We start from the raw sequence: 25,991 nt of genomic DNA on the forward strand, positions 1-25,991 counted from the left end.
ACTCGTTAATTAGTTTTGAATTGAAAAGGGCGCTTAGGCGCCCTTTTTGCTGCCTGATATTTGACACCTGTAATATTTATTCGCATTTTTCGCAAGCCGCGTCGGCATACAAACAGTATTGTGCTATTGTAATCATAACTATTCTCATTTACACTTTGCGCATAAATTGAACGGGAGCGATCATGTACGTTTGTTTGTGTAATGCGATAAGTGATAAAAAAATTCGTCAGGCTGTTCGCCAGTTTCATCCGCAATCTTTTCAACAATTACGAAAATTTATTCCTGTTGGAAATCAATGTGGTAAATGCATTCGCGCTGCGCGTGAAGTGATGCAAGATGAATTAACACAAATGCCAGAATTTAAAGAGATCGCCTAAGTCACACTCTTTTTTTTGACATCCCTGTAGCCCCATCTACGCTCTAAGAGTGGAAGCGGAGGGACTATAAAATGAAAGGTGATGTTAAAATCATAAGTTATCTCAATAAACTATTGGGAAATGAGCTTGTCGCGATCAACCAGTATTTTCTTCATGCCCGAATGTTTAAAAACTGGGGGCTGACTCGGCTCAATGATGTTGAGTACCATGAATCTATTGATGAGATGAAACACGCCGATAAATACATCGAGCGTATTTTGTTTTTAGAAGGGCTCCCAAATTTACAGGACTTGGGTAAGTTGGGGATTGGCGAAGACGTTGAGGAGATGCTTCAGTCAGATCTTCGACTTGAGCTGGATGGCGCAAAAGATTTACGTGAAGCCATTGCCTATGCCGATAGCGTTCATGACTATGTCAGTCGGGATATGATGATAGAGATCCTCACCGACGAAGAAGGGCATATCGACTGGCTCGAAACGGAGCTGGATCTGATTGGAAAACTGGGATTGCAAAATTACCTGCAGTCGCAAATTAAAGTCAGTGACTAAAAGCCCCGTACCAGATTTACCCCGCCAATAATAAAACCCGCAGCCGCCAGATAGGGTCCAAAAGGCAGCGGGTTTTTTAGTCCTTTTTTTCCGTGTCTTACATAATCAGCTCCCATCATGCAGCACGCTAAACAAGCCGCAAGGAAGACCAATAGTGGTAATGACTCCCACCGATGCCAGGCACCCAATGCGGCGAGGAATTTTACATCACCATAGCCTAATCCCTCATAACGCCGCACCAAGCGGTAACTCCAGTAGAGCAGCGAAAATGCGCTATAGCCTGCTATGGCTCCCCAAAGTGCGTCGGATAAAAGTGCTGGTTTACAGCACTGGTAGTAAATAAGACCGCACCAGAGCAGAGGGCAGGTCAACTTGTCGGGTAATAACCCGGTACGTAAATCCTGGGCCCAAAGTAGCCCGCATAATGAAATGTAGAAAAACAGAAAGGGGAGGTCGGCGTACATGCGCGATTCCTTTGTGGAAATAGATGCCACCTTCAAGAAATCGTGCTGACCATACAAGGCTTGATTGCTCATTCTGTTGGCTTCCTTCCGGAGAAATTACGATGAACAAAAACCTCTGCATTCAGAGCGGAATCGGGCTCGCATTACTGGTTGAGTGATTAATATCTACACGGCACTTGCGTAAGGCTGAGATTTACGTATAATGCGCGGGCTTGTCTAATATTGACAGCGGTTCGATATGAGCCACCGGTACTGCGAAAGCGATACCAGACAATGTTCCCAATCGGGGAACTCTGTAAGAACGGTTACACTCTCCCATCAATCGTAATGGGTTTGAGGAGTAACTATTTCGTCTATAAAATAATTGGAGCTCTGGTCTCATGCAGAACCAAAGAATCCGTATCCGTTTGAAAGCGTTTGATCATCGTCTGATCGATCAATCAACCGCGGAAATCGTCGAGACTGCCAAGCGCACTGGTGCGCAGGTTCGTGGTCCGATCCCGCTGCCGACCCGCAAAGAGCGCTTTACCGTTCTGATCTCTCCGCACGTTAACAAAGACGCGCGTGATCAGTACGAAATTCGCACTCACAAGCGTCTGGTTGACATCGTTGAGCCAACTGAAAAAACCGTTGATGCTCTGATGCGTCTGGACCTGGCTGCCGGTGTAGACGTGCAGATCAGCCTGGGTTAATCAGGTCATCGAGCGATTGAGAGGTTGATACAATGATTGGTTTAGTCGGTAAAAAAGTGGGTATGACCCGCATCTTCACTGAAGATGGCGTATCTATCCCAGTAACCGTTATCGAAGTTGAAGCAAACCGCGTTACTCAGATCAAAGATCTGGCTAACGATGGCTATCGCGCTGTTCAGGTTACCACTGGTGCTAAAAAAGCTAACCGTGTAACCAAGCCGGAAGCTGGTCACTTTGCTAAAGCTGGCGTAGAAGCTGGCCGCGGCCTGTGGGAGTTCCGTCTGGCAGATGGTGAAGAATACACCGTTGGTCAGAACATTAGCGTTGAACTGTTTGCTGACGTTAAAAAAGTTGACGTAACCGGTACCTCTAAAGGTAAAGGTTTCGCTGGTACCGTTAAGCGCTGGAACTTCCGTACCCAGGACGCGACTCACGGTAACTCCTTGTCTCACCGCGTTCCGGGTTCTATCGGTCAGAACCAGACTCCGGGCAAAGTGTTCAAAGGCAAGAAAATGGCAGGTCAGATGGGTAACGAGCGTGTCACCGTTCAGAGCCTTGACGTAGTACGCGTTGACGCTGAGCGCAACCTGCTGCTGGTTAAAGGTGGTGTTCCGGGTGCGACCGGTTGCGACCTGATCGTTAAACCAGCTGTGAAGGCGTAAGGGGATAGCAATGGAATTAGTATTGAAAGACGCGCAGAGCGCGCTGACTGTTTCCGAAACTACCTTCGGTCGTGATTTCAACGAAGCGCTGGTTCACCAGGTTGTTGTTGCTTATGCAGCTGGTGCTCGTCAGGGTACTCGTGCTCAGAAGACTCGTGCTGAAGTAACTGGTTCAGGCAAAAAGCCGTGGCGCCAGAAAGGTACCGGCCGTGCGCGTTCAGGTTCTATCAAGAGCCCGATCTGGCGTTCCGGTGGCGTAACCTTCGCTGCTCGCCCGCAGGACCACAGTCAAAAAGTTAACAAAAAGATGTACCGCGGCGCGCTGAAAAGCATTCTGTCCGAACTGGTACGTCAGGATCGTCTGATCGTTGTCGAATCATTCTCTGTAGAAGCGCCTAAAACTAAGCTGCTGGCACAGAAACTGAAAGACATGGCTCTGGAAGATGTGCTGATCATCACCGGTGAGCTGGACGAAAACCTGTTCCTGGCTGCGCGCAACCTGCACAAGGTTGACGTACGCGATGCAACTGGTATCGACCCGGTTAGCCTGATCGCCTTCGACAAAGTCGTAATGACTGCTGATGCTGTTAAGCAAGTTGAGGAGATGCTGGCATGATTCGTGAAGAACGTTTGCTGAAGGTGCTGCGCGCACCGCACGTTTCTGAAAAAGCGTCTGCTGCGATGGAAAAAACCAATACCATCGTTCTCAAAGTTGCTAAAGACGCGACCAAAGCAGAAATCAAAGCTGCTGTGCAGAAACTGTTTGAAGTCGAAGTCGAAGTCGTTAACACCCTGGTTGTTAAAGGGAAAGTTAAACGTCACGGACAGCGTATCGGTCGTCGTAGCGACTGGAAAAAAGCTTACGTCACCCTGAAGGAAGGCCAGAATCTGGACTTCGTCGGCGGCGCTGAGTAAGTCGGAGGAGTAATACAATGGCAGTTGTTAAATGTAAACCGACATCTCCGGGTCGTCGCCACGTTGTTAAAGTGGTCAACCCAGAGCTGCACAAGGGCAAACCTTTTGCTCCGCTGGTTGAAAAAAACAGCAAATCCGGTGGTCGTAACAACAATGGCCGTATCACCACTCGTCACATCGGTGGTGGTCACAAGCAGGCTTATCGTATCGTTGACTTCAAACGCAACAAAGACGGTATCCCGGCAATTGTTGAACGTCTTGAGTACGATCCGAACCGTTCCGCGAACATCGCGCTGGTTCTGTACAAAGACGGCGAACGTCGTTACATCCTGGCCCCTAAAGGCCTGAAAGCTGGCGACCAGGTTCAATCTGGCGTTGATGCTGCAATCAAAGCAGGTAACACCCTGCCGATGCGCAATATCCCGGTTGGTTCTACCGTTCATAACGTAGAAATGAAACCAGGTAAAGGCGGTCAGCTGGCACGTTCCGCTGGTACTTACGTTCAGATCGTTGCTCGTGATGGTGCTTATGTCACCCTGCGTCTGCGTTCTGGTGAAATGCGTAAAGTCGAAGCAGACTGCCGTGCAACTCTGGGCGAAGTTGGCAATGCTGAGCATATGCTGCGCGTTCTGGGTAAAGCAGGTGCTGCACGCTGGCGTGGTGTTCGTCCTACCGTTCGCGGTACTGCGATGAACCCAGTCGATCACCCACATGGTGGTGGTGAAGGTCGTAACTTTGGTAAGCACCCGGTAACTCCGTGGGGCGTTCAGACCAAAGGTAAGAAGACCCGCAGCAACAAGCGTACTGATAAATTCATCGTACGTCGCCGTAGCAAATAATTTTAGAGGATAAGCCATGCCACGTTCTCTCAAGAAAGGTCCTTTTATTGACCTGCACTTGCTGAAGAAGGTAGAGAAAGCGGTGGAAAGCGGAGACAAGAAGCCCCTGCGCACTTGGTCCCGTCGTTCAACGATCTTTCCTAACATGATCGGTTTGACCATCGCTGTCCATAATGGTCGTCAGCACGTTCCGGTATTTGTTTCCGACGAAATGGTCGGTCACAAACTGGGTGAATTCGCACCGACTCGTACTTATCGCGGCCATGCTGCTGATAAAAAAGCGAAGAAGAAATAAGGTAGGAGGAAGAGATGGAAACTTTAGCTCAACATCGCCATGCTCGTTCTTCTGCTCAGAAGGTTCGCCTTGTTGCAGACCTGATTCGCGGTAAGAAAGTGTCGCAGGCTCTGGATATTCTGACCTACACCAATAAGAAAGCGGCTGTACTGGTTAAGAAAGTCCTGGAATCTGCCATTGCTAACGCTGAACACAACGATGGCGCTGACATTGACGATCTGAAAGTTACGAAAATTTTCGTAGACGAAGGCCCTAGCATGAAGCGCATTATGCCGCGTGCAAAAGGTCGTGCAGATCGCATCCTGAAGCGCACCAGCCACATTACTGTGGTTGTGTCCGATCGCTGAGACTCTGGAGACTAGCAATGGGTCAGAAAGTACATCCTAATGGTATTCGCCTGGGTATTGTAAAACCATGGAACTCAACCTGGTTTGCGAACACCAAAGAATTCGCTGACAACCTGGACAGCGATTTTAAAGTACGTCAGTACCTGACTAAGGAACTGGCTAAAGCGTCTGTATCTCGTATCGTTATCGAGCGTCCGGCTAAGAGCATCCGTGTGACCATTCACACCGCTCGCCCGGGTATCGTTATCGGTAAGAAAGGCGAAGACGTAGAAAAACTGCGCAAAGTCGTAGCTGATATTGCTGGCGTTCCTGCCCAGATCAATATCGCCGAAGTGCGTAAGCCTGAACTGGACGCAAAATTAGTTGCTGACAGCATCACTTCACAGCTGGAACGTCGTGTTATGTTCCGTCGTGCTATGAAGCGTGCTGTACAGAACGCAATGCGTCTGGGCGCTAAAGGTATTAAAGTTGAAGTTAGCGGCCGTCTGGGCGGCGCGGAAATCGCACGTACCGAATGGTACCGCGAAGGTCGCGTACCGCTGCACACTCTGCGTGCTGACATCGACTACAACACCTCTGAAGCGCACACCACTTACGGTGTAATCGGCGTTAAGGTATGGATCTTCAAAGGCGAGATCCTGGGTGGTATGGCTGCTGTTGAACAACCGGAACCGGCTGCTCAACCTAAAAAGCAGCAGCGTAAAGGCCGTAAATAAGGAGCGTCGCTGATGTTACAACCAAAGCGTACAAAATTCCGTAAAATGCACAAAGGCCGTAACCGCGGTCTGGCGCAGGGTACGGATGTTAGCTTCGGCAGCTTCGGTCTGAAAGCTGTTGGCCGTGGTCGTCTGACTGCCCGTCAGATCGAAGCAGCACGTCGTGCTATGACCCGTGCAGTTAAGCGTCAAGGTAAGATCTGGATCCGTGTATTCCCGGACAAACCGATCACTGAAAAGCCGCTGGCAGTGCGTATGGGTAAAGGTAAAGGTAACGTGGAGTATTGGGTTGCCTTGATTCAGCCGGGTAAAGTCCTGTATGAAATGGACGGTGTACCGGAAGAGCTGGCCCGTGAAGCATTCAAGCTGGCAGCAGCGAAACTGCCGATTAAAACCACCTTTGTAACTAAGACGGTGATGTAATGAAAGCAAAAGAGCTGCGTGAGAAGAGTGTTGAAGAGCTGAACACCGAGCTGCTGAATCTGCTGCGTGAGCAGTTCAACCTGCGTATGCAGGCTGCAAGTGGCCAGCTGCAACAGTCTCACCTGTTGAAGCAAGTGCGTCGTGATGTCGCACGCGTTAAGACTTTACTGACTGAGAAGGCGGGTGCGTAATGACCGATAAAATCCGTACTCTGCAAGGTCGCGTTGTTAGCGACAAAATGGAGAAATCCATTGTTGTTGCTATCGAACGTTTTGTGAAACACCCGATCTACGGTAAATTCATCAAGCGTACGACCAAACTGCACGTACATGACGAGAACAACGAATGCGGTACTGGTGACGTGGTTGAAATCCGCGAATGCCGTCCGCTGTCCAAGACTAAGTCCTGGACGCTGGTTCGCGTTGTAGAGAAAGCTATTCTGTAATAGAGTATGCATTCTCAACGAATAAACGGCTCAGCGATGAGCCGTTTATTTTTTCTACCCATATCGTTGAAGCGGTGTTATAATGCCGCGCCCCCGATATGGGGCTTTTTAACGACCTGATTTTCGGGTCTCAGTAGTAGTTGACATTAGCGGAGCACTAAAATGATCCAAGAACAGACTATGCTGAACGTCGCCGACAACTCCGGTGCACGTCGCGTAATGTGTATCAAGGTTCTGGGTGGCTCGCACCGTCGCTACGCAGGCGTAGGCGACATCATCAAGATCACCATCAAGGAAGCAATTCCGCGTGGTAAGGTCAAAAAAGGTGATGTGCTGAAGGCGGTAGTGGTGCGCACCAAGAAGGGTGTTCGTCGCCCGGACGGTTCTGTCATTCGCTTCGATGGTAATGCATGCGTTATTTTAAACAATAACAGTGAGCAACCTATCGGTACGCGTATTTTTGGGCCGGTAACTCGTGAACTTCGTAACGAGAAGTTCATGAAAATTATCTCTCTGGCACCAGAAGTACTCTAAGGAGCGAATCATGGCAGCGAAGATCCGTCGTGATGACGAAGTTATCGTGTTAACCGGTAAAGATAAAGGTAAACGCGGTAAAGTAAAAAATGTCCTGTCTTCCGGCAAGGTCATTGTTGAAGGTATCAACCTGGTTAAGAAACATCAGAAGCCGGTTCCGGCCCTGAACCAACCAGGCGGCATTGTAGAGAAAGAAGCAGCTATTCAGATCTCTAACCTTGCTATCTTCAACGCGGCAACCGGCAAGGCTGACCGTGTAGGCTTTAGATTCGAAGATGGCAAAAAAGTCCGTTTCTTCAAGTCTAACAGCGAAACTATCAAGTAATTTGGAGTAGTACGATGGCGAAACTGCATGATTACTACAAAGACGAAGTAGTCGCTAAACTCATGACTGAGTTTAACTACAATTCTGTCATGCAAGTCCCTCGGGTCGAGAAGATCACCCTGAACATGGGTGTTGGTGAAGCGATCGCTGACAAGAAACTGCTGGATAACGCAGCAGCTGATCTGACAGCAATCTCCGGTCAAAAGCCGTTGATCACCAAAGCACGCAAATCTGTTGCAGGCTTCAAAATCCGTCAGGGCTATCCGATCGGCTGTAAAGTAACTCTGCGTGGCGAACGCATGTGGGAGTTCTTTGAGCGCCTGATCACTATTGCTGTTCCACGTATCCGTGACTTCCGTGGCTTGTCCGCTAAGTCTTTCGACGGTCGTGGTAACTACAGCATGGGTGTCCGTGAGCAGATCATCTTCCCAGAAATCGACTACGATAAAGTCGACCGCGTGCGTGGTTTGGATATTACCATTACCACTACTGCGAAATCTGATGAAGAAGGCCGTGCTCTGCTGGCTGCCTTTGACTTCCCGTTCCGCAAGTAAGGTAGGGTTACTGAATGGCTAAGCAATCAATGAAAGCACGCGAAGTAAAGCGCGTAGCTTTAGCTGATAAGTACTTCGCAAAACGCGCTGAACTGAAGGCTATTATCTCTGATGTGAACGCGACCGACGAAGATCGTTGGAACGCAGTTCTGAAGCTGCAGTCTCTGCCGCGTGATTCCAGCCCGTCTCGTCAGCGTAACCGCTGCCGTCAAACAGGTCGTCCGCATGGCTATGTGGGCAAGTTCGGGTTGAGCCGTATTAAGCTTCGTGAAGCCGCTATGCGCGGTGAAGTACCGGGCTTGAAAAAGGCTAGCTGGTAATTACCAATTGAATCACGGGAGTAAAGACAGATGAGCATGCAAGATCCGATCGCGGATATGCTGACCCGTATCCGTAACGGTCAGGCCGCGAATAAAGCTGCGGTCACCATGCCTTCCTCCAAGCTGAAAGTGGCAATTGCCAACGTGCTGAAGGAAGAAGGTTTTATTGAAGATTTTAAAGTTGAAGGCGACACCAAGCCGGAACTGGAACTTACTCTTAAGTATTTCCAGGGTAAAGCTGTTGTAGAAAGCATTCAGCGTGTCAGTCGCCCAGGTCTGCGCATTTATAAGCGTAAAGACGAGCTGCCAAAAGTTATGGCTGGCATGGGTATCGCAGTTGTTTCTACCTCTAAAGGTGTTATGACTGATCGTGCAGCGCGCCAAGCTGGTCTTGGTGGCGAAATTATCTGCTACGTAGCCTAATCGGAGGAAAAAATGTCTCGTGTTGCTAAAGCACCGGTCGTTATTCCTGCCGGCGTTGATGTAAAAATCAGCGGTCAGGTTATTACGATCAAAGGTAAGAACGGCGAGCTGACTCGTACTCTCAACGATGCTGTTGAAGTTAATCATGCAGATAATGCACTGACCTTCGGTCCGCGTGATGGTTACGTAGATGGTTGGGCTCAGGCTGGTACCGCGCGTGCCCTGTTGAACTCAATGGTTGTCGGTGTTACCGAAGGCTTCACTAAGAAGCTGCAGCTGGTTGGTGTAGGTTACCGCGCAGCGGTCAAAGGGAATGTAGTAAACCTGGCTTTAGGTTTCTCTCATCCTGTTGATCATGAGCTGCCGGCAGGTATTACTGCAGAATGTCCGACCCAGACTGAAATCGTGCTGAAAGGCGCTGATAAACAGCTGATCGGTCAGGTTGCAGCAGATCTGCGCGCCTACCGTCGTCCTGAGCCATATAAAGGCAAGGGTGTTCGTTACGCCGACGAAGTCGTGCGTACCAAAGAGGCTAAGAAGAAGTAAGGTAACACTATGGATAAGAAATCTGCTCGTATCCGTCGTGCGACCCGCGCACGCCGCAAGCTCCAGGAGCTGGGTGCAACTCGCCTGGTGGTACATCGTACCCCGCGTCATATTTACGCACAGGTAATTGCACCGAACGGTTCTGAAGTTCTGGTAGCTGCTTCTACTGTAGAAAAAGCTATCGCTGAACAATTGAAGTACACCGGTAACAAAGACGCTGCTGCAGCTGTAGGTAAAGCTGTTGCTGAACGCGCTCTGGAAAAAGGCATCAAAGATGTATCCTTTGACCGTTCCGGGTTCCAATATCATGGTCGTGTCCAGGCACTGGCAGATGCTGCCCGTGAAGCTGGCCTTCAGTTCTAAGGTAGAGGTGTAAGATGGCTCACATCGAAAAACAAGCTGGCGAACTGCAGGAAAAGCTGATCGCGGTTAACCGCGTATCTAAAACCGTTAAAGGTGGTCGTATTTTCTCCTTCACAGCTCTGACTGTAGTTGGCGATGGTAACGGTCGCGTTGGTTTTGGTTACGGTAAAGCGCGTGAAGTTCCAGCAGCGATCCAGAAAGCGATGGAAAAAGCCCGTCGCAATATGATTAACGTCGCGCTGAACCACGGCACCCTGCAGCACCCGGTTAAGGGTACTCACACGGGTTCTCGTGTCTTCATGCAGCCGGCTTCCGAAGGTACCGGTATCATCGCCGGTGGTGCAATGCGCGCCGTTCTGGAAGTCGCTGGAGTTCGTAACGTTCTGGCTAAAGCGTATGGTTCCACCAACCCGATTAACGTGGTTCGTGCAACTATCGATGGTTTGGAAAATATGAAATCTCCGGAAATGGTCGCTGCCAAGCGTGGTAAATCCGTTGAAGAAATTCTGGGGAAATAAACCATGGCAAAGACTATTAAAATTACTCAAACCCGCAGTGCAATCGGTCGTCTGCCGAAACACAAGGCAACGCTGCTTGGCCTGGGTCTGCGTCGTATTGGTCACACCGTAGAACGCGAGGATACTCCTGCTGTTCGTGGTATGGTCAACGCGGTTTCCTTCATGGTTAAAGTTGAGGAGTAAGAGATGCGTTTAAATACTCTGTCTCCGGCCGAAGGCTCTAAAAAAGCGGCTCGCCGCCTGGGTCGTGGTATCGGTTCTGGCCTCGGTAAAACCGGTGGTCGTGGTCACAAAGGTCAGAAGTCTCGTTCTGGCGGTGGCGTACGTCGCGGGTTCGAAGGTGGTCAGATGCCTCTGTACCGTCGTCTGCCGAAATTCGGCTTCACTTCACGTAAATCAGCGATCACAGCCGAAGTTCGTCTGTCTGACCTGGCTAAAGTTGAAGGCGGTGTTGTAGACCTGAATACGCTGAAAGCAGCAAACATTATCGGTATCCAGATCGAGTTCGCGAAAGTGATCCTGGCTGGTGAAGTCACTACTCCGGTAACTGTTCGTGGCCTGCGTGTTACTAAAGGCGCTCGTGCTGCTATCGAAGCTGCTGGCGGTAAAATCGAGGAATAAGTAGCAGATGGCTAAACAACCGGGATTAGATTTTCAAAGTGCCAAAGGTGGCTTAGGCGAGCTGAAACGCAGACTGCTGTTTGTTATCGGCGCGCTGATTGTGTTCCGTATTGGCTCTTTCATTCCGATCCCTGGTATTGATGCCGCTGTACTTGCCAAACTGCTTGAGCAACAGCGAGGCACTATCATTGAAATGTTCAACATGTTCTCTGGTGGTGCTCTCAGCCGTGCTTCTATCTTTGCTCTGGGGATCATGCCGTATATTTCGGCGTCGATCATTATCCAGCTGCTGACGGTGGTTCATCCAACGTTGGCGGAAATTAAGAAAGAAGGGGAGTCTGGTCGTCGTAAGATCAGCCAGTACACCCGCTACGGTACTCTGGTGCTGGCGATATTCCAGTCGATCGGTATTGCTACCGGTCTGCCGAATATGCCTGGTATGCAAGGCCTGGTGATGAATCCAGGTTTTGCATTCTATTTCACCGCTGTTGTAAGTCTGGTTACAGGGACAATGTTCCTGATGTGGTTGGGTGAACAGATTACTGAACGTGGTATCGGCAACGGTATCTCAATCATTATCTTCGCCGGTATCGTCGCGGGACTCCCGCCAGCCATTGCCCATACTATCGAGCAAGCGCGTCAAGGCGACCTGCACTTCCTCGTGTTGCTGTTGGTTGCAGTATTAGTATTTGCAGTGACGTTCTTTGTTGTATTTGTTGAACGTGGTCAACGCCGCATTGTGGTAAACTACGCGAAACGTCAGCAAGGTCGTCGTGTCTATGCTGCACAGAGCACACATTTACCGCTGAAAGTGAATATGGCCGGGGTTATCCCAGCAATCTTCGCTTCCAGTATTATTCTGTTCCCGGCGACCATCGCGTCATGGTTCGGGGGCGGTACTGGTTGGAACTGGCTGACAACAATTTCGCTGTATTTGCAGCCTGGGCAACCGCTTTATGTGTTACTCTATGCGTCTGCAATCATCTTCTTCTGTTTCTTTTACACGGCGTTGGTTTTCAACCCGCGTGAAACAGCAGATAACCTGAAGAAGTCCGGTGCATTTGTACCAGGAATTCGTCCGGGAGAGCAAACGGCGAAGTATATCGATAAAGTAATGACCCGCCTGACCTTGGTTGGTGCGCTTTACATTACCTTTATCTGCCTGATCCCGGAGTTCATGCGTGATGCAATGAAAGTACCGTTCTACTTCGGTGGAACCTCACTGCTTATCGTTGTTGTCGTGATTATGGACTTTATGGCTCAAGTGCAAACTCTGATGATGTCAAGTCAGTATGAGTCTGCATTGAAGAAGGCGAATCTGAAAGGCTACGGCCGTTAACAGTCGCCCGAGAAGTTACGGAGAGTAAAAATGAAAGTTCGTGCTTCCGTCAAGAAATTATGCCGTAACTGCAAAATCGTTAAGCGTGATGGTGTCATCCGTGTGATTTGCAGTGCCGAGCCAAAGCATAAACAGCGCCAAGGCTGATTTATTCGCATATTTTTCTTGCAAAGTTGGGTTGAGCTGGCTAGATTAGCCAGCCAATCTTTTGTATGTCTGTGCGTTTCCATTTGAGTATCCTGAAAACGGGCTTTTCAGCATGGTGCGTACATATTAAATAGTAGGAGTGCATAGTGGCCCGTATAGCAGGCATTAACATTCCTGATCAGAAACATGCTGTGATCGCATTAACTTCGATCTACGGCGTCGGCAAGACCCGTTCTAAGGCCATTCTGGCTGCAGCGGGTATCGCTGAAGATGTTAAGATCAGTGAGCTGTCTGAAGAACAAATCGACACGCTGCGTGACGAAGTTGCCAAATTTGTCGTTGAAGGTGATCTGCGCCGTGAAGTTAGCATGAGCATCAAGCGCCTTATGGACCTTGGTTGCTATCGCGGTTTGCGTCATCGTCGTGGTCTCCCGGTTCGCGGTCAGCGTACCAAGACCAACGCACGTACCCGTAAGGGTCCGCGCAAACCGATCAAGAAATAATCGGGGTGATTGAATAATGGCAAAGGCACCAATTCGTGCACGTAAACGTGTAAGAAAACAAGTCTCTGACGGCGTGGCTCATATCCATGCTTCTTTTAACAACACCATCGTTACCATTACTGATCGTCAGGGTAACGCGCTGGGTTGGGCAACAGCCGGTGGTTCCGGTTTCCGTGGTTCTCGCAAATCCACTCCGTTTGCAGCTCAGGTTGCAGCAGAGCGTTGCGCTGAAGCCGTAAAAGAATACGGTATCAAGAATCTGGAAGTTATGGTCAAAGGACCGGGTCCAGGTCGCGAATCTACTGTTCGTGCTCTGAACGCCGCTGGTTTCCGCATCACTAATATTACTGATGTGACTCCGATCCCTCATAACGGTTGTCGTCCGCCGAAAAAACGTCGCGTATAACGCCTCGTTTCTAGGATTGTTGGAGAAAGAAAATGGCAAGATATTTGGGTCCTAAGCTCAAGCTGAGCCGTCGTGAGGGCACTGACTTATTCCTTAAGTCTGGCGTTCGCGCGATCGATACCAAGTGTAAAATTGAACAAGCTCCTGGCCAGCACGGTGCGCGTAAACCGCGTCTGTCTGACTATGGTGTGCAGTTGCGTGAAAAGCAAAAAGTTCGCCGTATCTACGGTGTGCTGGAGCGTCAGTTCCGTAACTACTACAAAGAAGCAGCACGTCTGAAAGGCAACACCGGTGAAAACCTGTTGGGTCTGCTGGAAGGTCGTCTGGACAACGTTGTATACCGTATGGGCTTCGGTGCCACTCGTGCAGAAGCACGTCAGCTGGTCAGCCATAAAGCAATTATGGTAAACGGTCGTGTTGTTAACATCGCTTCTTATCAGGTTAGTCCGAATGACGTTGTTAGCATTCGTGAGAAAGCGAAGAAGCAGTCTCGCGTGAAAGCCGCTCTGGAGCTGGCTGAGCAGCGTGAAAAGCCAACCTGGCTGGAAGTTGATGCTGGCAAGATGGAAGGTACGTTCAAGCGTAAGCCGGAGCGTTCTGATCTGTCTGCGGACATTAACGAACACCTGATCGTCGAGCTTTACTCCAAGTAAAGCTTAGTACCAAAGAGAGGACACAATGCAGGGTTCTGTGACAGAGTTTCTAAAACCGCGCCTGGTAGATATCGAGCAACTGAGTTCGACGCACGCCAAGGTGACCCTTGAGCCTTTAGAGCGTGGCTTTGGCCATACTTTGGGTAACGCACTGCGCCGTATTCTGCTCTCATCGATGCCGGGTTGTGCGGTGACCGAGGTTGAGATTGATGGTGTACTACATGAGTACAGCACCAAAGAAGGCGTTCAGGAAGATATCCTGGAAATCCTGCTCAACCTGAAAGGGCTGGCGGTGAGAGTTCAGGGTAAAGATGACGTTATTCTTACCTTGAATAAATCTGGCATTGGCCCTGTGACTGCAGCCGATATCACCCATGATGGTGATGTCGAAATCGTCAAGCCACAGCACGTGATCTGCCACCTGACCGATGAGAACGCATCTATTAGCATGCGTATCAAAGTTCAGCGCGGTCGTGGTTATGTGCCGGCTTCTACCCGAATTCATTCGGAAGAAGATGAGCGCCCAATCGGCCGTCTGCTGGTCGACGCCTGCTACAGCCCTGTAGAGCGTATTGCCTACAATGTTGAAGCTGCGCGTGTAGAACAGCGTACCGACCTGGACAAGCTGGTCATCGAAATGGAAACCAACGGCACAATCGATCCTGAAGAGGCGATTCGTCGTGCGGCAACCATTCTGGCAGAACAACTTGAAGCTTTCGTTGATTTACGTGATGTACGTCAGCCGGAAGTTAAAGAAGAGAAACCAGAATTCGATCCGATCCTGCTGCGCCCTGTTGACGATCTGGAATTGACTGTCCGCTCTGCTAACTGCCTCAAAGCAGAAGCTATCCACTATATCGGTGATCTGGTACAGCGTACTGAGGTTGAGCTTCTTAAGACGCCTAACCTTGGTAAAAAATCTCTTACTGAGATTAAAGACGTGCTGGCTTCCCGTGGACTGTCTCTGGGCATGCGCCTGGAAAACTGGCCACCGGCAAGCATCGCTGACGAGTAACCGGATCACAGGTTAAGGTTTTACTGAGAAGGATAAGGTCATGCGCCATCGTAAGAGTGGTCGTCAACTGAACCGCAACAGCAGCCATCGCCAGGCTATGTTCCGCAATATGGCAGGTTCACTGGTTCGTCATGAGATCATCAAGACGACCCTGCCTAAAGCGAAAGAGCTGCGCCGCGTAGTTGAGCCGCTGATTACTCTTGCCAAGACTGATAGCGTAGCTAATCGTCGTCTGGCATTCGCCCGTACTCGTGATAACGAGATCGTGGCAAAACTGTTTAACGAGCTGGGCCCGCGTTTCGCGAGCCGCGCCGGTGGTTACACTCGCATTCTGAAGTGTGGCTTCCGTGCAGGCGACAATGCGCCGATGGCATACATCGAGCTGGTTGATCGCTCTGAATCGCAAGCAGAAGCTGCTGCAGAGTAATCTGTAGTAACGTAAAAAAACCCGCCCCGGCGGGTTTTTTTATATCCGAAGCACCCCAACCTATCTATACGAACTGTACTTTTTTTGTTCACCTCCTGGAGCACTGTATGTGGTTACTGGACCAGTGGGCAGAGCGCCATATTAATGACGCGCAGGCCAAAGGCGAGTTTGATGATTTACCGGGTTCCGGTGAGCCGCTTGCTCTGGATGATGATTCTCATATTCCACCGGAACTGCGAGCCGGCTACAGGCTATTAAAAAATTCGGGTTGCCTTCCTCCCGAACTTGAGCTGCGCAGAGAAGCAATTCGTCTGCTTGATATCCTTGCAGGAATTCGTAAAGATGAGGTTCAGTATGAGGAGGTAAGTCGACGTCTTTCGCTCCTTGAACTTAAATTTCGACAGGCTGGACTCAGCACCGAGTTTTTGCGTGGGGAATATGCAGAAAAACTTCTGCATCGGATTAGTGATGATTAGCGGAGGTACCATGTATCGTATTGGCGAATTAGCTAAACTGGCTGAAGTCACGCCAGATACCATCCGCTACTATGAAAAGCAGCAAATGATGGAGCATGAAGTACGCACTGAAGGTGGATTTCGACTCTATACCGAAAGCGATCTTCAACGTCTTAAATTTATTCGTTATGCACGACAGCTTGGTTTTACTCTGGAGTCGATCCGCGAGTTACTCTCGATCCGTATCGATCCTGAGCACCATACCTGCCAGGAGTCTAAGGGAATTGTTCAGGAAAGATTAAAAGAGGTTGAAGCCCGAATTGCTGAGCTTCAGACAATGCAGCGCTCGCTACAGCGATTGAACGATGCATGCTGCGGCATGGCGCATAGCAGCGTTTACTGCTCTATTCTTGAGGCACTTGAGCAAGGCGCTAGCGGAACAAAATCAGGCTGTTGATTTATTGAACGGTCAGATCTACACTCGCGGCGTAAATTATTACACACTGGAGAGATTATGAGTCGTTATCAGCACACCAAAGGGCAGATAAAGGACAACGCCATTGAAGCACTATTGCATGACCCGCTATTCAGACAGCGGGTTGAGAAAAATAAGAAAGGAAAAGGAAGTTATCAGCGTAAAGGTAAACAAGGAAATCGGGGTAACTGGGAGGCCAGTGGCAAGAAAGTGAATCACTTTTTTACCACTGGCCTTCTTGTTTCAGTGAGTGCTTAAGAACGGTTATTTTGTTCTTTCAGCAGGTCACGTATTTCACTCAGCAACACCTCTTCTTTTGATGGGGCTGGCGGTGCTGTTGGCTCTTCAGCCTTTTTGCGATTCAGTCTGTTGATTAGCTTGATGGCCATAAAGATAGCAAAGGCAACAATAATGAAATCAAACACATTCTGAATAAACACACCGTAGTGCATCACGACCGCCGGGATATCTCCCTGCGCGTCGCGTAACGTTAAGGCAAACTGTTTAAAATCAATCCCACCAATTAACAAGCCCAGTGGTGGCATGATGATGTCGGCAACCAGTGACGAAACAATCTTACCGAATGCCGCACCAATAATGACACCCACTGCTAAATCTACAACATTCCCGCGCATCGCGAATTCGCGAAATTCTTTAATAATGCTCATTTTATTCTCCCTATGCAGCTGACGTTTATAAGTCTAACAAATGTTAAGACAATTTCCATTTATGTATTGCTGACTGGGGAATTTATTAGACCATGAAAAATAAGGGGAAATAAAAAGGGTGCTGTACTAGCACCCCCATAATTACAGAAAGAAGGGACTTGGCTGGAATAAACGTTCGACATCGGTAATAAATTTTTTATCGGTCAGGAACATAATGACGTGATCACCCTGCTCAATACGCAAGTTGTCATTAGCGATCATTACGTCATTACCCCGAACAACGGCGCCAATGATTGTTCCTGGCGGCAGCTTAATCTCGTCAATTGCACGGCCGACAACCCGGGATGTTGTTTCATCTCCGTGCGCGACAGCTTCGATGGCTTCTGCCACACCACGGCGCAACGAAGAAACGCCGACGATATCTGCTTTACGGACGTGGCTGAGCAATGCAGAGATCGTTGCTTGCTGTGGTGAAATGGCAATATCAATCACGCTGCCCTGCACCAGATCAACGTACGCCTTACGTTGAATCAGCACCATTACTTTCTTGGCGCCCATACGTTTAGCCAGCATTGCCGACATGATGTTAGCTTCGTCATCGTTAGTGACGGCAATAAACAGATCAACCTGATCAATATGCTCTTCGGCGAGCAGTTCTTGATCCGAAGCATCGCCAAAAAAGACGATCGTATTTTGTAACTTTTCAGCAAGCTCTGAAGCTCGTTGCTGATCGCGCTCGATCAACTTAACGCTGTAATCCTTTTCCAGCCGCCGAGCGAGTCCGGCACCGATATTACCGCCGCCTACAAGCATGATGCGCTTGTAGGGTTTTTCCAGACGCTGCAGTTCGCTCATCACTGCGCGAATATGTTGTGACGCTGCAATAAAGAATACTTCGTCACCCGCTTCCACGATGGTAGAGCCCTGCGGGCGAATAGGTCTGTCATGGCGGAAAATTGCCGCAACGCGGGTATCGATATGCGGCATATGCTCGCGCATAGTCGACAGTGCGTTACCGATCAGTGGACCGCCATAATAGGCTTTAACCACTGCGAGACTGACTTTACCTTCGGCAAAATTCACCACCTGCAGGGCACCAGGATATTCAATCAGCCGGTAGATGCTGTCGATAACCAGTTGCTCTGGGGCAATGAGGTGATCGATAGGTACCGCTTCGGAGTGGAAGAGTTTATCGGCATCGCGCACATAATCCGGTGACCGAATACGTGCGATACGATTAGGCGTATTGAAGAGCGAATAAGCGACCTGACAGGCGACCATATTGGTCTCATCAGAGCTGGTCACGGCGACCAGCATATCGGCGTCGTCGGCGCCAGCTTCGCGCAGTACGCGGGGATGAGAGCCATGCCCCTGCACAACGCGGAGGTCGAACTTGTCCTGCAGGCTGCGCAAGCGTTCACCGTTGGTATCGACTACCGTGATATCGTTGTTCTCGCCGACCAGGTTTTCAGCCAACGTACCACCAACTTGCCCTGCGCCCAGAATGATAATTTTCATCAGTCGCGACCCGTTATCTCATCACTTTTTGATTAGCTTAGCGTAAAAGAAGCCATCACCTTCTTCTGCACTCGGTAAATTCTGGCGGCCTGGTTGCTCAGGTGTGCCGGTTTCGCTTAATACCGCGTTTGGCGTACGCGTCAGGAAGGCCGCAATCTGCTGCTGGTTCTCTTCAGGCAGAATAGAACAGGTTGCATAAACCAGCGTGCCGCCCGGCTTCAGATGCGCCCAAGTCGCATTCAGGATCTCTGCCTGTAGTTGGGCAAGCTCGGTGATATCCCGGTCACGGCGCAGCCATTTAATATCCGGATGGCGACGAATGACCCCAGTGGCTGAGCATGGAGCATCCAGCAGAATACGATCGAACTGCTGTTCGCCACACCATTGTTGTGGAAAACGACCATCGCCCTGCTTGACGGTGGCCTTCATGCCCAAACGCTTCAGGTTGTCGTAGACGCGTGACAGACGTTTTTCGTCTACGTCGACCGCCATTACATTTGCATTCGGAGCAACTTCCAGAATATGTGTCGTCTTTCCACCTGGCGCTGCACATAAATCGAGGATCTGTTCACCGTTCTTCGGCTGCAGATAGCTTACGCATCCTTGAGCGGAAGCGTCCTGGACGGTTACCCATCCCTGCTCGAAGCCGGGCAATGCCAGAACTGACACTGGGGTTTCCAGACGCACAGCATCCGGGTAATCCGGGTGTGGGAAGCCGGTAAGACCACTTTCCGCCAGCAATGCTAGCCACGCGTCGCGCGAGTGGTGGTTACGGTTAACGCGTAGCCACATTGGCGGACGCTGGTTATTAGCCGCAAGAATGGTTTCCCACTGCTGTGGATAAGCATTCTTAATGCGTTTTACTAACCAGGATGGGTGTAAGAAGCGCAGTTCGCTTTGTGCAAACTCGGTTAACAGTTCGTCCTGGCGGCGCTGAAACTGGCGTAGTACGCCGTTAATCAGGCCTTTCAACTGCTGGCGTTTGATCACGACCGCGCCTTCCACTGTTTCAGCTAATGCAGCATGAGGAGGGATACGGGTATGCAGTAGTTGGTAGAAACCGACCATGATCAGGTAGTGGACCGTGCGCTGTTTGCCCGTCATCGGGCGTTCCATCAGCTGTTTGATCATCCACTCAAGTTGGGAGAGGGTGCGCAATACGCCGAAGCAAAGTTCCTGTAACAGCGCCTTATCTTTATCGGCAACTTTCTGCTGCATGGCAGGTAGCACATTGCTTAGCGACTGCCCCTTTTCGACAACCTGTTCGACGGCCTGCGCCGCCATACTGCGTAAATTTAGATTTTTTTTCATAACCGCAAAAATAAAAATGCCCGGAGATGCCGGGCTTTAAGAGATGAACCGTCAGAGCAGACGGTTTCCAGGAACGAACCATTCCCGGCGTGAATTCAACAGGTCCTGCGCGCTCATGGCTTTTTTACCGGCTGGCTGCAAAGAGATGAGATTCAGGATGCCATCGCCTGTCGCAATCTGAATACCCTGGCGGGTTGCTTCCAGAATCGTTCCTGGTTCGGCACCTGCAGGTTTATCAATCACCGTGGCCTGCCAGATTTTGACCGGCTGCTCATCAATGACGATGTAACTCATCGGCCATGGATTAAAGGCGCGAATGCAGCGCTCCAGCTGAACGGCACTAAGCGTCCAGTCCATGCGGGCTTCTTCTTTACTTAGCTTCTCGGCATAGCTCACCAGCGATTCATCCTGGACTTCAGGTTTCGCGGTGCCCGTTGCCAACAGGTGCAGTGTGTGCAGCAGTCCCTGTGGGCCGAGTTCGGCTAACTTATTGTAGAGGCTGGCGCTGGTGTCTTCAGTGGTGATTGGGCAAGAGAGTTTGTGTAGCATATCGCCGGTATCCAGACCGACATCCATCTGCATGATGGTGACGCCGGTTTCGGTATCGCCAGCCCACAGTGAACGTTGGATGGGTGCCGCGCCGCGCCAGCGAGGAAGCAGGGAACCATGGACGTTGATGCATCCCAAGCGCGGCATGTCCAGCACGGCTTTTGGCAGAATAAGGCCATATGCCACTACCACCATTACATCTGCGCGCAGGTCAGCAACTAACTGCTGGTTTTCCTGAGGACGAAGAGAGACGGGCTGAAAAACCGGTAACCCTTTTTCTTCGGCCAGCACTTTTACCGGGCTGGGCATCAGCTTTTTACCACGTCCTGCTGGGCGATCCGGTTGGGTAAATACGCCGACGACGTTATGTCCAGAAGACAGCAGCGCGTCGAGATGACGCGCTGCAAAGTCAGGTGTACCCGCAAAAATAATACGTAGTGAGTCTGACACGTTGATTCTTGTCCTTAAGGTCGGGCGTTCAGGCGGTCAAGTTTTTCAACTTTCTGACGAATGCGTTGTTGTTTCAACGGCGACAGATAATCAATAAACAATTTACCGACCAGGTGATCCATTTCGTGTTGAATGCAGATCGCTAACAGGCCATCGGCTTCCAGTTCAAAGGGGTTACCCTCACGATCGAGTGCGCGAATTTTTACTTTCTCAGCGCGCGGTACTAATGCTCGCTGTTCGGGAATAGACAGGCAACCTTCTTCAATGCCGGTTTCACCGTCTTTTTCCAGTAGCTCAGGGTTGATCAACACCAGGCGCTCATCGCGATTTTCAGAGATATCAATAACAATGATGCGCTGATGAATATCAACCTGCGTTGCCGCCAGGCCAATACCTTCTTCGGCGTACATCGTCTCGAACATATCATCGACGATACGCTGAATTTCTGCATTCACTTCTTCAACCGGTTTTGCGATTTTGCGAAGACGCTCGTCCGGGATATGTAACACTTGCAAAACTGACATAGTTATCCAGAGTTGTGTTCAGGAGTTGGAAAGATTATTACCTCTATTCTAGACAAAACCCCTTCTGATTGACAGCATCAGTGACCAATCGCAAAGATTGCTATGACTGCTTGTGGCAGGGGGAAAAGGGATGACCCACACCGAAATTTGGTTACGTTTAGCACGAGTATGTGAACTTTATGGTGATGAGATGGTGCGCATTGCTCACTGGCTTATTGCTCAACCGTGTATTAACAAAACGATACTCCAGTATGCAGGATTCTCTCCCCGCCAGGCCGCACGTTTTTTAAGCTTTTCCGACATTGAATTGGAAAAAACGCTGCGCTGGCTGGAGTTACCGCATCACCATGTCGTTTTTGCCGATAGCGAACGTTATCCGCCGCAGCTTCGCGCCACTGAAGATTACCCGGGACTCCTCTTTATTGTTGGCGATCCCGATTGTTTACACTCTTTTCAGGTCGCTGTTGTGGGGAGCCGGCAACATTCCTGGTATGGAGAGCGCTGGGGGCGATTATTCTGTGAGAGGCTTGCCGCTTGCGGTGTGACAATCACCAGCGGGCTGGCACGGGGGATCGATGGCGTCGCGCACAACGCGGCGGTAAATATGAATAGAACCAGTATCGCCGTGCTGGGGAACGGCCTGGAAACCATTCATCCACGGCGGCACGCGCATCTTGCCGAACGTCTGATTGAGGCCGGAGGCGCGCTGGTGTCTGAGTTCCCTTTGGATATGCTTCCTCTACCGCGCAATTTTCCGCGACGAAATCGTATTATCAGTGGCTTAAGCAAAGGCGTACTAGTGATTGAGGCCGCTCAGCGTAGCGGTTCGCTGGTGACTGCGCGTTGTGCCCTGGAGCAAGGACGGGACGTTTTTGCGTTACCAGGGCCAATAGGGAACCCAGGTTGTGAGGGGCCACATTGGCTCATTAAGCAAGGAGCGACGTTGGTTACGGCTCCAGAAGATATTCTGGAGAATTTGCAATACGGTTTACATTGGGTGCCAGATGAACCTGAAAATTCAATTTATTCACCAGATCACGAAGAGGTGGCATTGCCATTTCCTGAGCTCCTGGCTAACGTAGGAGATGAGGTAACACCTGTTGACGTCGTCGCTGAACGTGCCGGCCAACCTGTGCCAGAGGTAGTGGCTCAGCTACTCGAACTGGAGTTAGCAGGATGGATCGCAGCTGTACCCGGCGGCTATGTCCGATTGAGGAGGGCATGCCATGTTCGACGTACTAATGTATTTGTTTGAGACATATATCCATAACGAAGCGGAGCTGCGTGTGGATCAGGACAAACTGGAACGGGATCTTACCGACGCTGGTTTTGATCGTGAAGACATCTACAACGCGTTACTGTGGCTGGAAAAACTGGCTGATTATCAGGATGGCCTTGCCGAACCTATGCAGCTTGCATCTGACCCTCTGTCTATTCGTATTTATACGGCGGAAGAGTGCGATCGCCTGGATGCGAGTTGTCGGGGGTTCTTATTATTCCTGGAGCAGATCCAGGTGCTAAACCTCGAAACGCGAGAAATGGTGATTGAGCGTGTACTCGCGCTGGATACAGCAGAATTCGATCTGGAAGACCTGAAGTGGGTGATCCTGATGGTTTTATTCAACATTCCCGGTTGTGAAAATGCGTATCAGCAAATGGAAGAATTACTCTTTGAAGTGAATGAAGGTATGCTGCATTAATCAATCTTCATTCAGCATGAGTTGTTATGGCTAAATCAGCACTGTTTGCGGTGCGTAAAAACGAGCCCTGCCCACAATGCGGGGCTGAACTGGTTATTCGCTCTGGGAAACATGGCCCGTTTCTCGGTTGTTCACAGTATCCGGAATGCGACTATGTCCGTCCGCTAAAATCCTCTGCGGACGGACATATTGTCAAAGTTCTGGAGGGTAAGTTTTGTCCTGAGTGCGGTGCTGAGCTGGTGCTGAGGCAGGGACGATTCGGTATGTTTATTGGGTGTAGCGATTACCCGGCATGTGACCATACTGAACTTATCGACAAACCAGATGAAACGGCGATTGTTTGCCCTCAATGCCGGACAGGCCAGTTGGTCCAGCGGCGTTCCCGTTATGGCAAAACTTTTTACTCCTGCGATCGCTATCCTGAGTGTCAGTTTGTCATCAACTTCAAACCTCTGGCTGGAGAGTGTCCTGAGTGTCACTATCCACTTCTCATCGAAAAGAAAACCGCACAGGGTGTGAAACACTTTTGTGCCAGTAAACAATGTGGAAAGCCGGTCTCGGCGGAATAAAAAAGTGAATAATAACCTGCCCACAGATCCCATCGCTGCTGCGATAGCGGTTCTGAAACAAGATAAAGTCATCGCTTATCCAACAGAAGCTGTTTTCGGCGTCGGCTGTGACCCAGATAGCGAAATGGCTGTTACTCGTCTGTTGGAACTAAAACAACGACCAATTGATAAAGGCTTGATTTTAATTGCGGCAAATTTTGACCAACTCAAGCCGTATATTGATGACAGCATGCTCACTGATGCCCAACGTGATGCTATTTTCGCGTGCTGGCCAGGTCCCGTTACCTTTGTGTTTCCGGCAGCGATAACGACACCACGTTGGTTAACCGGCCGTTTTGATTCGCTGGCCGTGCGCGTCACGGATCATCCGCTGGTGGTTGCGTTGTGCCAGGCTTATGGCAAACCGTTAGTTTCTACCAGTGCTAATTTGAGTGGTCTACCCCCTTGCAGGACGGTAGAGGAAGTACGCGTGCAGTTTGGTATAGATTTCCCCGTTGTCGAAGGTGATACCGGGGGGCGTTTAAATCCTTCGGAAATCCGTGATGCCTTGACGGGTGAACAATTTCGACAGGGGTAATATGAAAGAAGCCTATGCTGTTTTTGGCAATCCAATCGCGCACAGCAAATCGCCTTTTATTCATCAGCAATTTGCAGAGCAGCTGAATATCGATCACACCTATGGACGGGTGCTGGCGCCAATCAATAATTTTGTGAATACGCTGAACACCTTCTTTGCAGAGGGCGGTAAAGGGGCGAATATTACGGTTCCTTTTAAAGAAGAGGCATTTGCGCGGGCTGATGAATTAACAGAACGGGCATCGCTTGCCGGGGCGGTTAACACGCTTAAGCGTTTGGAAGATGGACGCTTACTTGGGGATAACACCGATGGTATTGGTTTATTAAGCGATCTTGAACGTTTAGCTTTTATTCGTCCCGGATCGCGTATTTTACTTATTGGGGCTGGTGGGGCATCCCGCGGGGTATTACTCCCTCTTCTTTCTATGGATTGTGCGGTGGCCATCGTAAACCGTACCGCTTCGCGTGCAGAAGAACTGGCTCAGATCTTTTCCCATACCGGTAGCGTTCAGGCCGTGGGATTTGATGAGCTTGAGAATAACACCTTCGATCTCATTATTAATGCGACCTCCAGTGGGATTAGCGGGGATATTCCGGCTATCCCTACATCACTGATCAACGCTTCTGTTTATTGCTACGACATGTTTTATCAGAAAGGGAATACGCCGTTCTTGTCCTGGTGCGCATTACAGGGAGCAAAACATTGTGCTGATGGGTTGGGAATGTTGGTAGGGCAGGCGGCGCATGCCGTTTTACTCTGGCATGGCGTATTGCCGAAGACGGAACCCGTCATTAAACAGCTGCAACAGGAACTGTCCGTGTGAACCAGGCTATCCAGTTTCCCGATAGAGAAGAATGGAAGTCAGATATAGATGCTGTCGTTTTCCCGGCGATGGTTCAGGGTATGCAGCTAACATGCGCCATCAACGGAGAGGTGTTGGCGCGTCGCTTTGGCGGCAACACGCCTGAACAGTGGATGGAAATTTTTCGGGAGCATCGCTGGGATCTGGAAGATGAAGCCGAAGCATTGATCCAGGCTCAGCAAGAAGATGCTCACGGTTGGGTTTGGTTATCCTGACTCAAATACTCGTCTTTCCATTTCACATAGTTGTTAGCTGAATACTGCAGACCCGCTTTTTCTTCATCGCTGAGTGGGCGGATCTGTTTAACCGGGCTGCCCAGGTACAGATACCCGCTCTCCAGGCGTTTGTTTTGCGGAACCAAACTTCCCGCGCCAATCATTACGTCATCTTCTACTACGACACCGTCCAGCAGGATCGATCCCATACCGACCAAAACGCGGTTGCCAATGACGCAGCCGTGCAGCATGACTTTATGGCCCACGGTGACATCCTCGCCCACGATTAGTGGATTGCCTTGCGGGTTAGATGCTGATTTATGCGTGACATGTAACACGCTACCGTCCTGAATGTTTGTGCGGGTGCCGATTTGTACGTAGTTCACGTCACCACGGATCGCGACCAGAGGCCAGATCCCAACATTATCAGCCAGACGAACATCACCAATGATGACGCTGCTGGTGTCGATCATCACGCGTTTCCCGATCTGCGGGAAAAGATCCTTATAAGGACGCAGTACATCAGACATGTTTACCTCAATAAAATAGAGCAGTAATGAAGACTTTGGTTTGATTATCGAGACTGTGCAAGCGATTTAGTTATCAAAAATCAGCCATATTGTGCAGGAATATAGCGAAAGGGGTAAAAAACAGCCACTCAGCAAAAAAGATCTAAAAAACACTTGTGCTAAAAAATGGGA

General features: G+C 50.0%; 46 protein-coding genes. 39 read left to right on the forward strand and 7 right to left on the reverse strand.

Going from position 1 to position 25,991, the window contains the following annotated elements:
- The first annotated feature begins 182 nt into the window (after window positions 1-182).
- Both bfd and bfr read left to right on the forward strand, forming a co-directional pair.
- Window positions 183-377 carry a bacterioferritin-associated ferredoxin gene (gene bfd / locus FCH32_RS22790; RefSeq protein ID WP_003031111.1) on the forward strand — a complete coding sequence of 65 codons (195 nt, stop codon included), beginning with the start codon at window positions 183-185 and terminating at the stop codon, window positions 375-377.
- Between the two features lie 71 nt (window positions 378-448).
- Window positions 449-925, forward strand: a complete 477-nt coding sequence (gene bfr / locus FCH32_RS22795) for a bacterioferritin (RefSeq protein ID WP_115257340.1) — start codon at window positions 449-451, stop codon at window positions 923-925.
- Here bfr and FCH32_RS22800 read toward each other — a convergent pair.
- On the reverse strand, window positions 922-1,389 hold the full coding sequence (locus tag FCH32_RS22800) for a prepilin peptidase (protein ID WP_115259893.1): 468 nt from the start codon (window positions 1,387-1,389) through the stop codon (window positions 922-924). The two genes, bfr and FCH32_RS22800, sit on opposite strands and share 4 nt — an antisense overlap.
- A gap of 380 nt (window positions 1,390-1,769) precedes the next feature.
- Between FCH32_RS22800 and rpsJ the strand changes: the two genes are divergently transcribed.
- The 31 genes from rpsJ (at window position 1,770) to arfA (ending at window position 16,605) form a co-directional block, all read left to right on the forward strand.
- Window positions 1,770-2,081 carry a 30S ribosomal protein S10 gene (gene rpsJ / locus FCH32_RS22805; protein ID WP_001181005.1) on the forward strand — a complete coding sequence of 104 codons (312 nt, stop codon included), beginning with the start codon at window positions 1,770-1,772 and terminating at the stop codon, window positions 2,079-2,081.
- Window positions 2,082-2,113: 32 nt separating this feature from the next.
- Window positions 2,114-2,743 (forward strand): 50S ribosomal protein L3, encoded by a 630-nt coding sequence (gene rplC / locus FCH32_RS22810; protein WP_096759318.1) that lies wholly within the window; start codon window positions 2,114-2,116, stop codon window positions 2,741-2,743.
- Between the two features lie 10 nt (window positions 2,744-2,753).
- Complete coding sequence (gene rplD / locus FCH32_RS22815) at window positions 2,754-3,359, forward strand: 50S ribosomal protein L4 (RefSeq protein ID WP_003031119.1); 606 nt, start codon at window positions 2,754-2,756, stop codon at window positions 3,357-3,359.
- Window positions 3,356-3,658, forward strand: a complete 303-nt coding sequence (gene rplW / locus FCH32_RS22820; RefSeq protein WP_004868363.1) for a 50S ribosomal protein L23 — start codon at window positions 3,356-3,358, stop codon at window positions 3,656-3,658. Before rplD ends, rplW begins: the two co-directional genes overlap by 4 nt.
- Window positions 3,659-3,675: 17 nt before the next feature.
- Entirely contained in the window at window positions 3,676-4,497 is an 822-nt protein-coding gene (gene rplB / locus FCH32_RS22825; protein WP_038634702.1) for a 50S ribosomal protein L2, read from the forward strand.
- A gap of 16 nt (window positions 4,498-4,513) precedes the next feature.
- On the forward strand, window positions 4,514-4,792 hold the full coding sequence (gene rpsS / locus FCH32_RS22830) for a 30S ribosomal protein S19 (protein ID WP_001138115.1): 279 nt from the start codon (window positions 4,514-4,516) through the stop codon (window positions 4,790-4,792).
- A 14-nt stretch (window positions 4,793-4,806) separates the two neighbouring features.
- A complete protein-coding gene (gene rplV / locus FCH32_RS22835; RefSeq protein ID WP_000448832.1) occupies window positions 4,807-5,139 on the forward strand; it encodes a 50S ribosomal protein L22 in 333 nt (110 codons plus the stop codon).
- Window positions 5,140-5,156: 17 nt separating this feature from the next.
- Window positions 5,157-5,855 carry a 30S ribosomal protein S3 gene (gene rpsC / locus FCH32_RS22840; protein WP_006817277.1) on the forward strand — a complete coding sequence of 233 codons (699 nt, stop codon included), beginning with the start codon at window positions 5,157-5,159 and terminating at the stop codon, window positions 5,853-5,855.
- Between the two features lie 12 nt (window positions 5,856-5,867).
- Entirely contained in the window at window positions 5,868-6,278 is a 411-nt protein-coding gene (gene rplP, locus FCH32_RS22845; protein ID WP_000941212.1) for a 50S ribosomal protein L16, read from the forward strand.
- Window positions 6,278-6,469: a 50S ribosomal protein L29 gene (rpmC, locus tag FCH32_RS22850; protein WP_000644742.1), complete on the forward strand. Its 192-nt coding sequence runs from the start codon at window positions 6,278-6,280 to the stop codon at window positions 6,467-6,469. Before rplP ends, rpmC begins: the two co-directional genes overlap by 1 nt.
- Window positions 6,469-6,723 carry a 30S ribosomal protein S17 gene (gene rpsQ / locus FCH32_RS22855; protein WP_017460070.1) on the forward strand — a complete coding sequence of 85 codons (255 nt, stop codon included), beginning with the start codon at window positions 6,469-6,471 and terminating at the stop codon, window positions 6,721-6,723. The genes rpmC and rpsQ overlap by 1 nt, the downstream gene beginning before the upstream one ends.
- 162 nt (window positions 6,724-6,885) lie before the next feature.
- A complete protein-coding gene (gene rplN / locus FCH32_RS22860) occupies window positions 6,886-7,257 on the forward strand; it encodes a 50S ribosomal protein L14 (protein WP_000613954.1) in 372 nt (123 codons plus the stop codon).
- Window positions 7,258-7,267: 10 nt separating this feature from the next.
- Window positions 7,268-7,582, forward strand: a complete 315-nt coding sequence (gene rplX, locus FCH32_RS22865; protein ID WP_003031122.1) for a 50S ribosomal protein L24 — start codon at window positions 7,268-7,270, stop codon at window positions 7,580-7,582.
- Between the two features lie 14 nt (window positions 7,583-7,596).
- Window positions 7,597-8,136, forward strand: coding sequence for a 50S ribosomal protein L5 (gene rplE, locus FCH32_RS22870; RefSeq protein ID WP_003031123.1), 540 nt, complete (start codon window positions 7,597-7,599; stop codon window positions 8,134-8,136).
- A 14-nt stretch (window positions 8,137-8,150) separates the two neighbouring features.
- Window positions 8,151-8,456: a 30S ribosomal protein S14 gene (gene rpsN / locus FCH32_RS22875; protein ID WP_003031125.1), complete on the forward strand. Its 306-nt coding sequence runs from the start codon at window positions 8,151-8,153 to the stop codon at window positions 8,454-8,456.
- A 30-nt stretch (window positions 8,457-8,486) separates the two neighbouring features.
- Window positions 8,487-8,879, forward strand: a complete 393-nt coding sequence (rpsH, locus tag FCH32_RS22880; protein WP_003031127.1) for a 30S ribosomal protein S8 — start codon at window positions 8,487-8,489, stop codon at window positions 8,877-8,879.
- Window positions 8,880-8,891: 12 nt separating this feature from the next.
- Window positions 8,892-9,425 (forward strand): 50S ribosomal protein L6, encoded by a 534-nt coding sequence (gene rplF / locus FCH32_RS22885; RefSeq protein WP_096759319.1) that lies wholly within the window; start codon window positions 8,892-8,894, stop codon window positions 9,423-9,425.
- Window positions 9,426-9,434: 9 nt separating this feature from the next.
- On the forward strand, window positions 9,435-9,788 hold the full coding sequence (rplR, locus tag FCH32_RS22890; protein WP_000358960.1) for a 50S ribosomal protein L18: 354 nt from the start codon (window positions 9,435-9,437) through the stop codon (window positions 9,786-9,788).
- Between the two features lie 14 nt (window positions 9,789-9,802).
- The gene (gene rpsE, locus FCH32_RS22895) at window positions 9,803-10,306 is read left to right on the forward strand and encodes a 30S ribosomal protein S5 (protein ID WP_003031131.1); all 504 of its coding nucleotides are present in this window, start codon (window positions 9,803-9,805) and stop codon (window positions 10,304-10,306) included.
- A 3-nt stretch (window positions 10,307-10,309) separates the two neighbouring features.
- Window positions 10,310-10,489, forward strand: coding sequence for a 50S ribosomal protein L30 (gene rpmD / locus FCH32_RS22900; protein ID WP_001140434.1), 180 nt, complete (start codon window positions 10,310-10,312; stop codon window positions 10,487-10,489).
- Between the two features lie 3 nt (window positions 10,490-10,492).
- Window positions 10,493-10,927, forward strand: a complete 435-nt coding sequence (gene rplO, locus FCH32_RS22905) for a 50S ribosomal protein L15 (protein WP_096759320.1) — start codon at window positions 10,493-10,495, stop codon at window positions 10,925-10,927.
- A gap of 7 nt (window positions 10,928-10,934) precedes the next feature.
- Window positions 10,935-12,266 (forward strand): preprotein translocase subunit SecY, encoded by a 1,332-nt coding sequence (gene secY, locus FCH32_RS22910; RefSeq protein WP_001118864.1) that lies wholly within the window; start codon window positions 10,935-10,937, stop codon window positions 12,264-12,266.
- A gap of 30 nt (window positions 12,267-12,296) precedes the next feature.
- Entirely contained in the window at window positions 12,297-12,413 is a 117-nt protein-coding gene (gene rpmJ / locus FCH32_RS22915; RefSeq protein ID WP_000868187.1) for a 50S ribosomal protein L36, read from the forward strand.
- Between the two features lie 146 nt (window positions 12,414-12,559).
- The gene (gene rpsM / locus FCH32_RS22920) at window positions 12,560-12,916 is read left to right on the forward strand and encodes a 30S ribosomal protein S13 (protein ID WP_003031135.1); all 357 of its coding nucleotides are present in this window, start codon (window positions 12,560-12,562) and stop codon (window positions 12,914-12,916) included.
- Between the two features lie 16 nt (window positions 12,917-12,932).
- On the forward strand, window positions 12,933-13,322 hold the full coding sequence (rpsK, locus tag FCH32_RS22925) for a 30S ribosomal protein S11 (protein ID WP_003031137.1): 390 nt from the start codon (window positions 12,933-12,935) through the stop codon (window positions 13,320-13,322).
- 32 nt (window positions 13,323-13,354) lie between these two features.
- The gene (gene rpsD / locus FCH32_RS22930) at window positions 13,355-13,975 is read left to right on the forward strand and encodes a 30S ribosomal protein S4 (protein WP_003031138.1); all 621 of its coding nucleotides are present in this window, start codon (window positions 13,355-13,357) and stop codon (window positions 13,973-13,975) included.
- Window positions 13,976-14,000: 25 nt separating this feature from the next.
- Window positions 14,001-14,990, forward strand: a complete 990-nt coding sequence (locus tag FCH32_RS22935; protein WP_096755434.1) for a DNA-directed RNA polymerase subunit alpha — start codon at window positions 14,001-14,003, stop codon at window positions 14,988-14,990.
- 40 nt (window positions 14,991-15,030) lie between these two features.
- Window positions 15,031-15,417 (forward strand): 50S ribosomal protein L17, encoded by a 387-nt coding sequence (rplQ, locus tag FCH32_RS22940; RefSeq protein WP_042395993.1) that lies wholly within the window; start codon window positions 15,031-15,033, stop codon window positions 15,415-15,417.
- A gap of 107 nt (window positions 15,418-15,524) precedes the next feature.
- Window positions 15,525-15,893, forward strand: coding sequence for a DnaJ family domain-containing protein (locus tag FCH32_RS22945; RefSeq protein WP_174361576.1), 369 nt, complete (start codon window positions 15,525-15,527; stop codon window positions 15,891-15,893).
- Window positions 15,894-15,903: 10 nt separating this feature from the next.
- The gene (zntR, locus tag FCH32_RS22950; protein WP_045448272.1) at window positions 15,904-16,329 is read left to right on the forward strand and encodes a Zn(2+)-responsive transcriptional regulator; all 426 of its coding nucleotides are present in this window, start codon (window positions 15,904-15,906) and stop codon (window positions 16,327-16,329) included.
- Window positions 16,330-16,386: 57 nt separating this feature from the next.
- Entirely contained in the window at window positions 16,387-16,605 is a 219-nt protein-coding gene (arfA, locus tag FCH32_RS22955; protein ID WP_096755436.1) for an alternative ribosome-rescue factor ArfA, read from the forward strand.
- On the opposite strand, the gene mscL is transcribed toward arfA, so the two are convergent.
- The 5 genes from mscL to def form a co-directional block, all read right to left on the reverse strand.
- Window positions 16,602-17,015 carry a large-conductance mechanosensitive channel protein MscL gene (mscL, locus tag FCH32_RS22960; protein WP_096755437.1) on the reverse strand — a complete coding sequence of 138 codons (414 nt, stop codon included), beginning with the start codon at window positions 17,013-17,015 and terminating at the stop codon, window positions 16,602-16,604. The two genes, arfA and mscL, sit on opposite strands and share 4 nt — an antisense overlap.
- A gap of 141 nt (window positions 17,016-17,156) precedes the next feature.
- Window positions 17,157-18,533: a Trk system potassium transporter TrkA gene (gene trkA, locus FCH32_RS22965; protein ID WP_096755438.1), complete on the reverse strand. Its 1,377-nt coding sequence runs from the start codon at window positions 18,531-18,533 to the stop codon at window positions 17,157-17,159.
- A 21-nt stretch (window positions 18,534-18,554) separates the two neighbouring features.
- Window positions 18,555-19,844 (reverse strand): 16S rRNA (cytosine(967)-C(5))-methyltransferase RsmB, encoded by a 1,290-nt coding sequence (gene rsmB / locus FCH32_RS22970; protein ID WP_096755439.1) that lies wholly within the window; start codon window positions 19,842-19,844, stop codon window positions 18,555-18,557.
- A gap of 51 nt (window positions 19,845-19,895) precedes the next feature.
- A complete protein-coding gene (fmt, locus tag FCH32_RS22975) occupies window positions 19,896-20,843 on the reverse strand; it encodes a methionyl-tRNA formyltransferase (protein WP_174361577.1) in 948 nt (315 codons plus the stop codon).
- Window positions 20,844-20,857: 14 nt separating this feature from the next.
- On the reverse strand, window positions 20,858-21,367 hold the full coding sequence (gene def / locus FCH32_RS22980) for a peptide deformylase (protein WP_096755441.1): 510 nt from the start codon (window positions 21,365-21,367) through the stop codon (window positions 20,858-20,860).
- Between the two features lie 130 nt (window positions 21,368-21,497).
- Here def and dprA point away from each other — a divergent pair, with 130 nt between their 5' ends.
- From dprA to FCH32_RS23010, 6 genes are read left to right on the forward strand one after another with little or no spacing between them, the layout of a single operon-like run.
- Window positions 21,498-22,622 carry a DNA-protecting protein DprA gene (gene dprA, locus FCH32_RS22985; RefSeq protein ID WP_174361578.1) on the forward strand — a complete coding sequence of 375 codons (1,125 nt, stop codon included), beginning with the start codon at window positions 21,498-21,500 and terminating at the stop codon, window positions 22,620-22,622.
- Window positions 22,594-23,067 (forward strand): DUF494 family protein Smg, encoded by a 474-nt coding sequence (gene smg / locus FCH32_RS22990; protein ID WP_003031162.1) that lies wholly within the window; start codon window positions 22,594-22,596, stop codon window positions 23,065-23,067. The genes dprA and smg overlap by 29 nt, the downstream gene beginning before the upstream one ends.
- Window positions 23,068-23,093: 26 nt before the next feature.
- The gene (locus tag FCH32_RS22995; protein WP_096755443.1) at window positions 23,094-23,636 is read left to right on the forward strand and encodes a DNA topoisomerase family protein; all 543 of its coding nucleotides are present in this window, start codon (window positions 23,094-23,096) and stop codon (window positions 23,634-23,636) included.
- Window positions 23,637-23,640: 4 nt separating this feature from the next.
- Window positions 23,641-24,213, forward strand: coding sequence for an L-threonylcarbamoyladenylate synthase type 1 TsaC (tsaC, locus tag FCH32_RS23000; protein ID WP_174361579.1), 573 nt, complete (start codon window positions 23,641-23,643; stop codon window positions 24,211-24,213).
- A 1-nt stretch (window position 24,214) separates the two neighbouring features.
- A complete protein-coding gene (gene aroE, locus FCH32_RS23005; protein WP_174361580.1) occupies window positions 24,215-25,036 on the forward strand; it encodes a shikimate dehydrogenase in 822 nt (273 codons plus the stop codon).
- A complete protein-coding gene (locus FCH32_RS23010; RefSeq protein WP_117344022.1) occupies window positions 25,033-25,290 on the forward strand; it encodes a DUF1488 family protein in 258 nt (85 codons plus the stop codon). Before aroE ends, FCH32_RS23010 begins: the two co-directional genes overlap by 4 nt.
- On the opposite strand, the gene FCH32_RS23015 is transcribed toward FCH32_RS23010, so the two are convergent.
- A complete protein-coding gene (locus tag FCH32_RS23015) occupies window positions 25,266-25,820 on the reverse strand; it encodes a gamma carbonic anhydrase family protein (RefSeq protein WP_174361581.1) in 555 nt (184 codons plus the stop codon). The genes FCH32_RS23010 and FCH32_RS23015 overlap by 25 nt on opposite strands.
- Between the last annotated feature and the right edge of the window lie 171 nt (window positions 25,821-25,991).

This window comes from Citrobacter gillenii, from assembly GCF_013337685.1.
In the GTDB taxonomy this organism is placed as follows: Bacteria; Pseudomonadota; Gammaproteobacteria; order Enterobacterales; family Enterobacteriaceae; genus Citrobacter; species Citrobacter gillenii.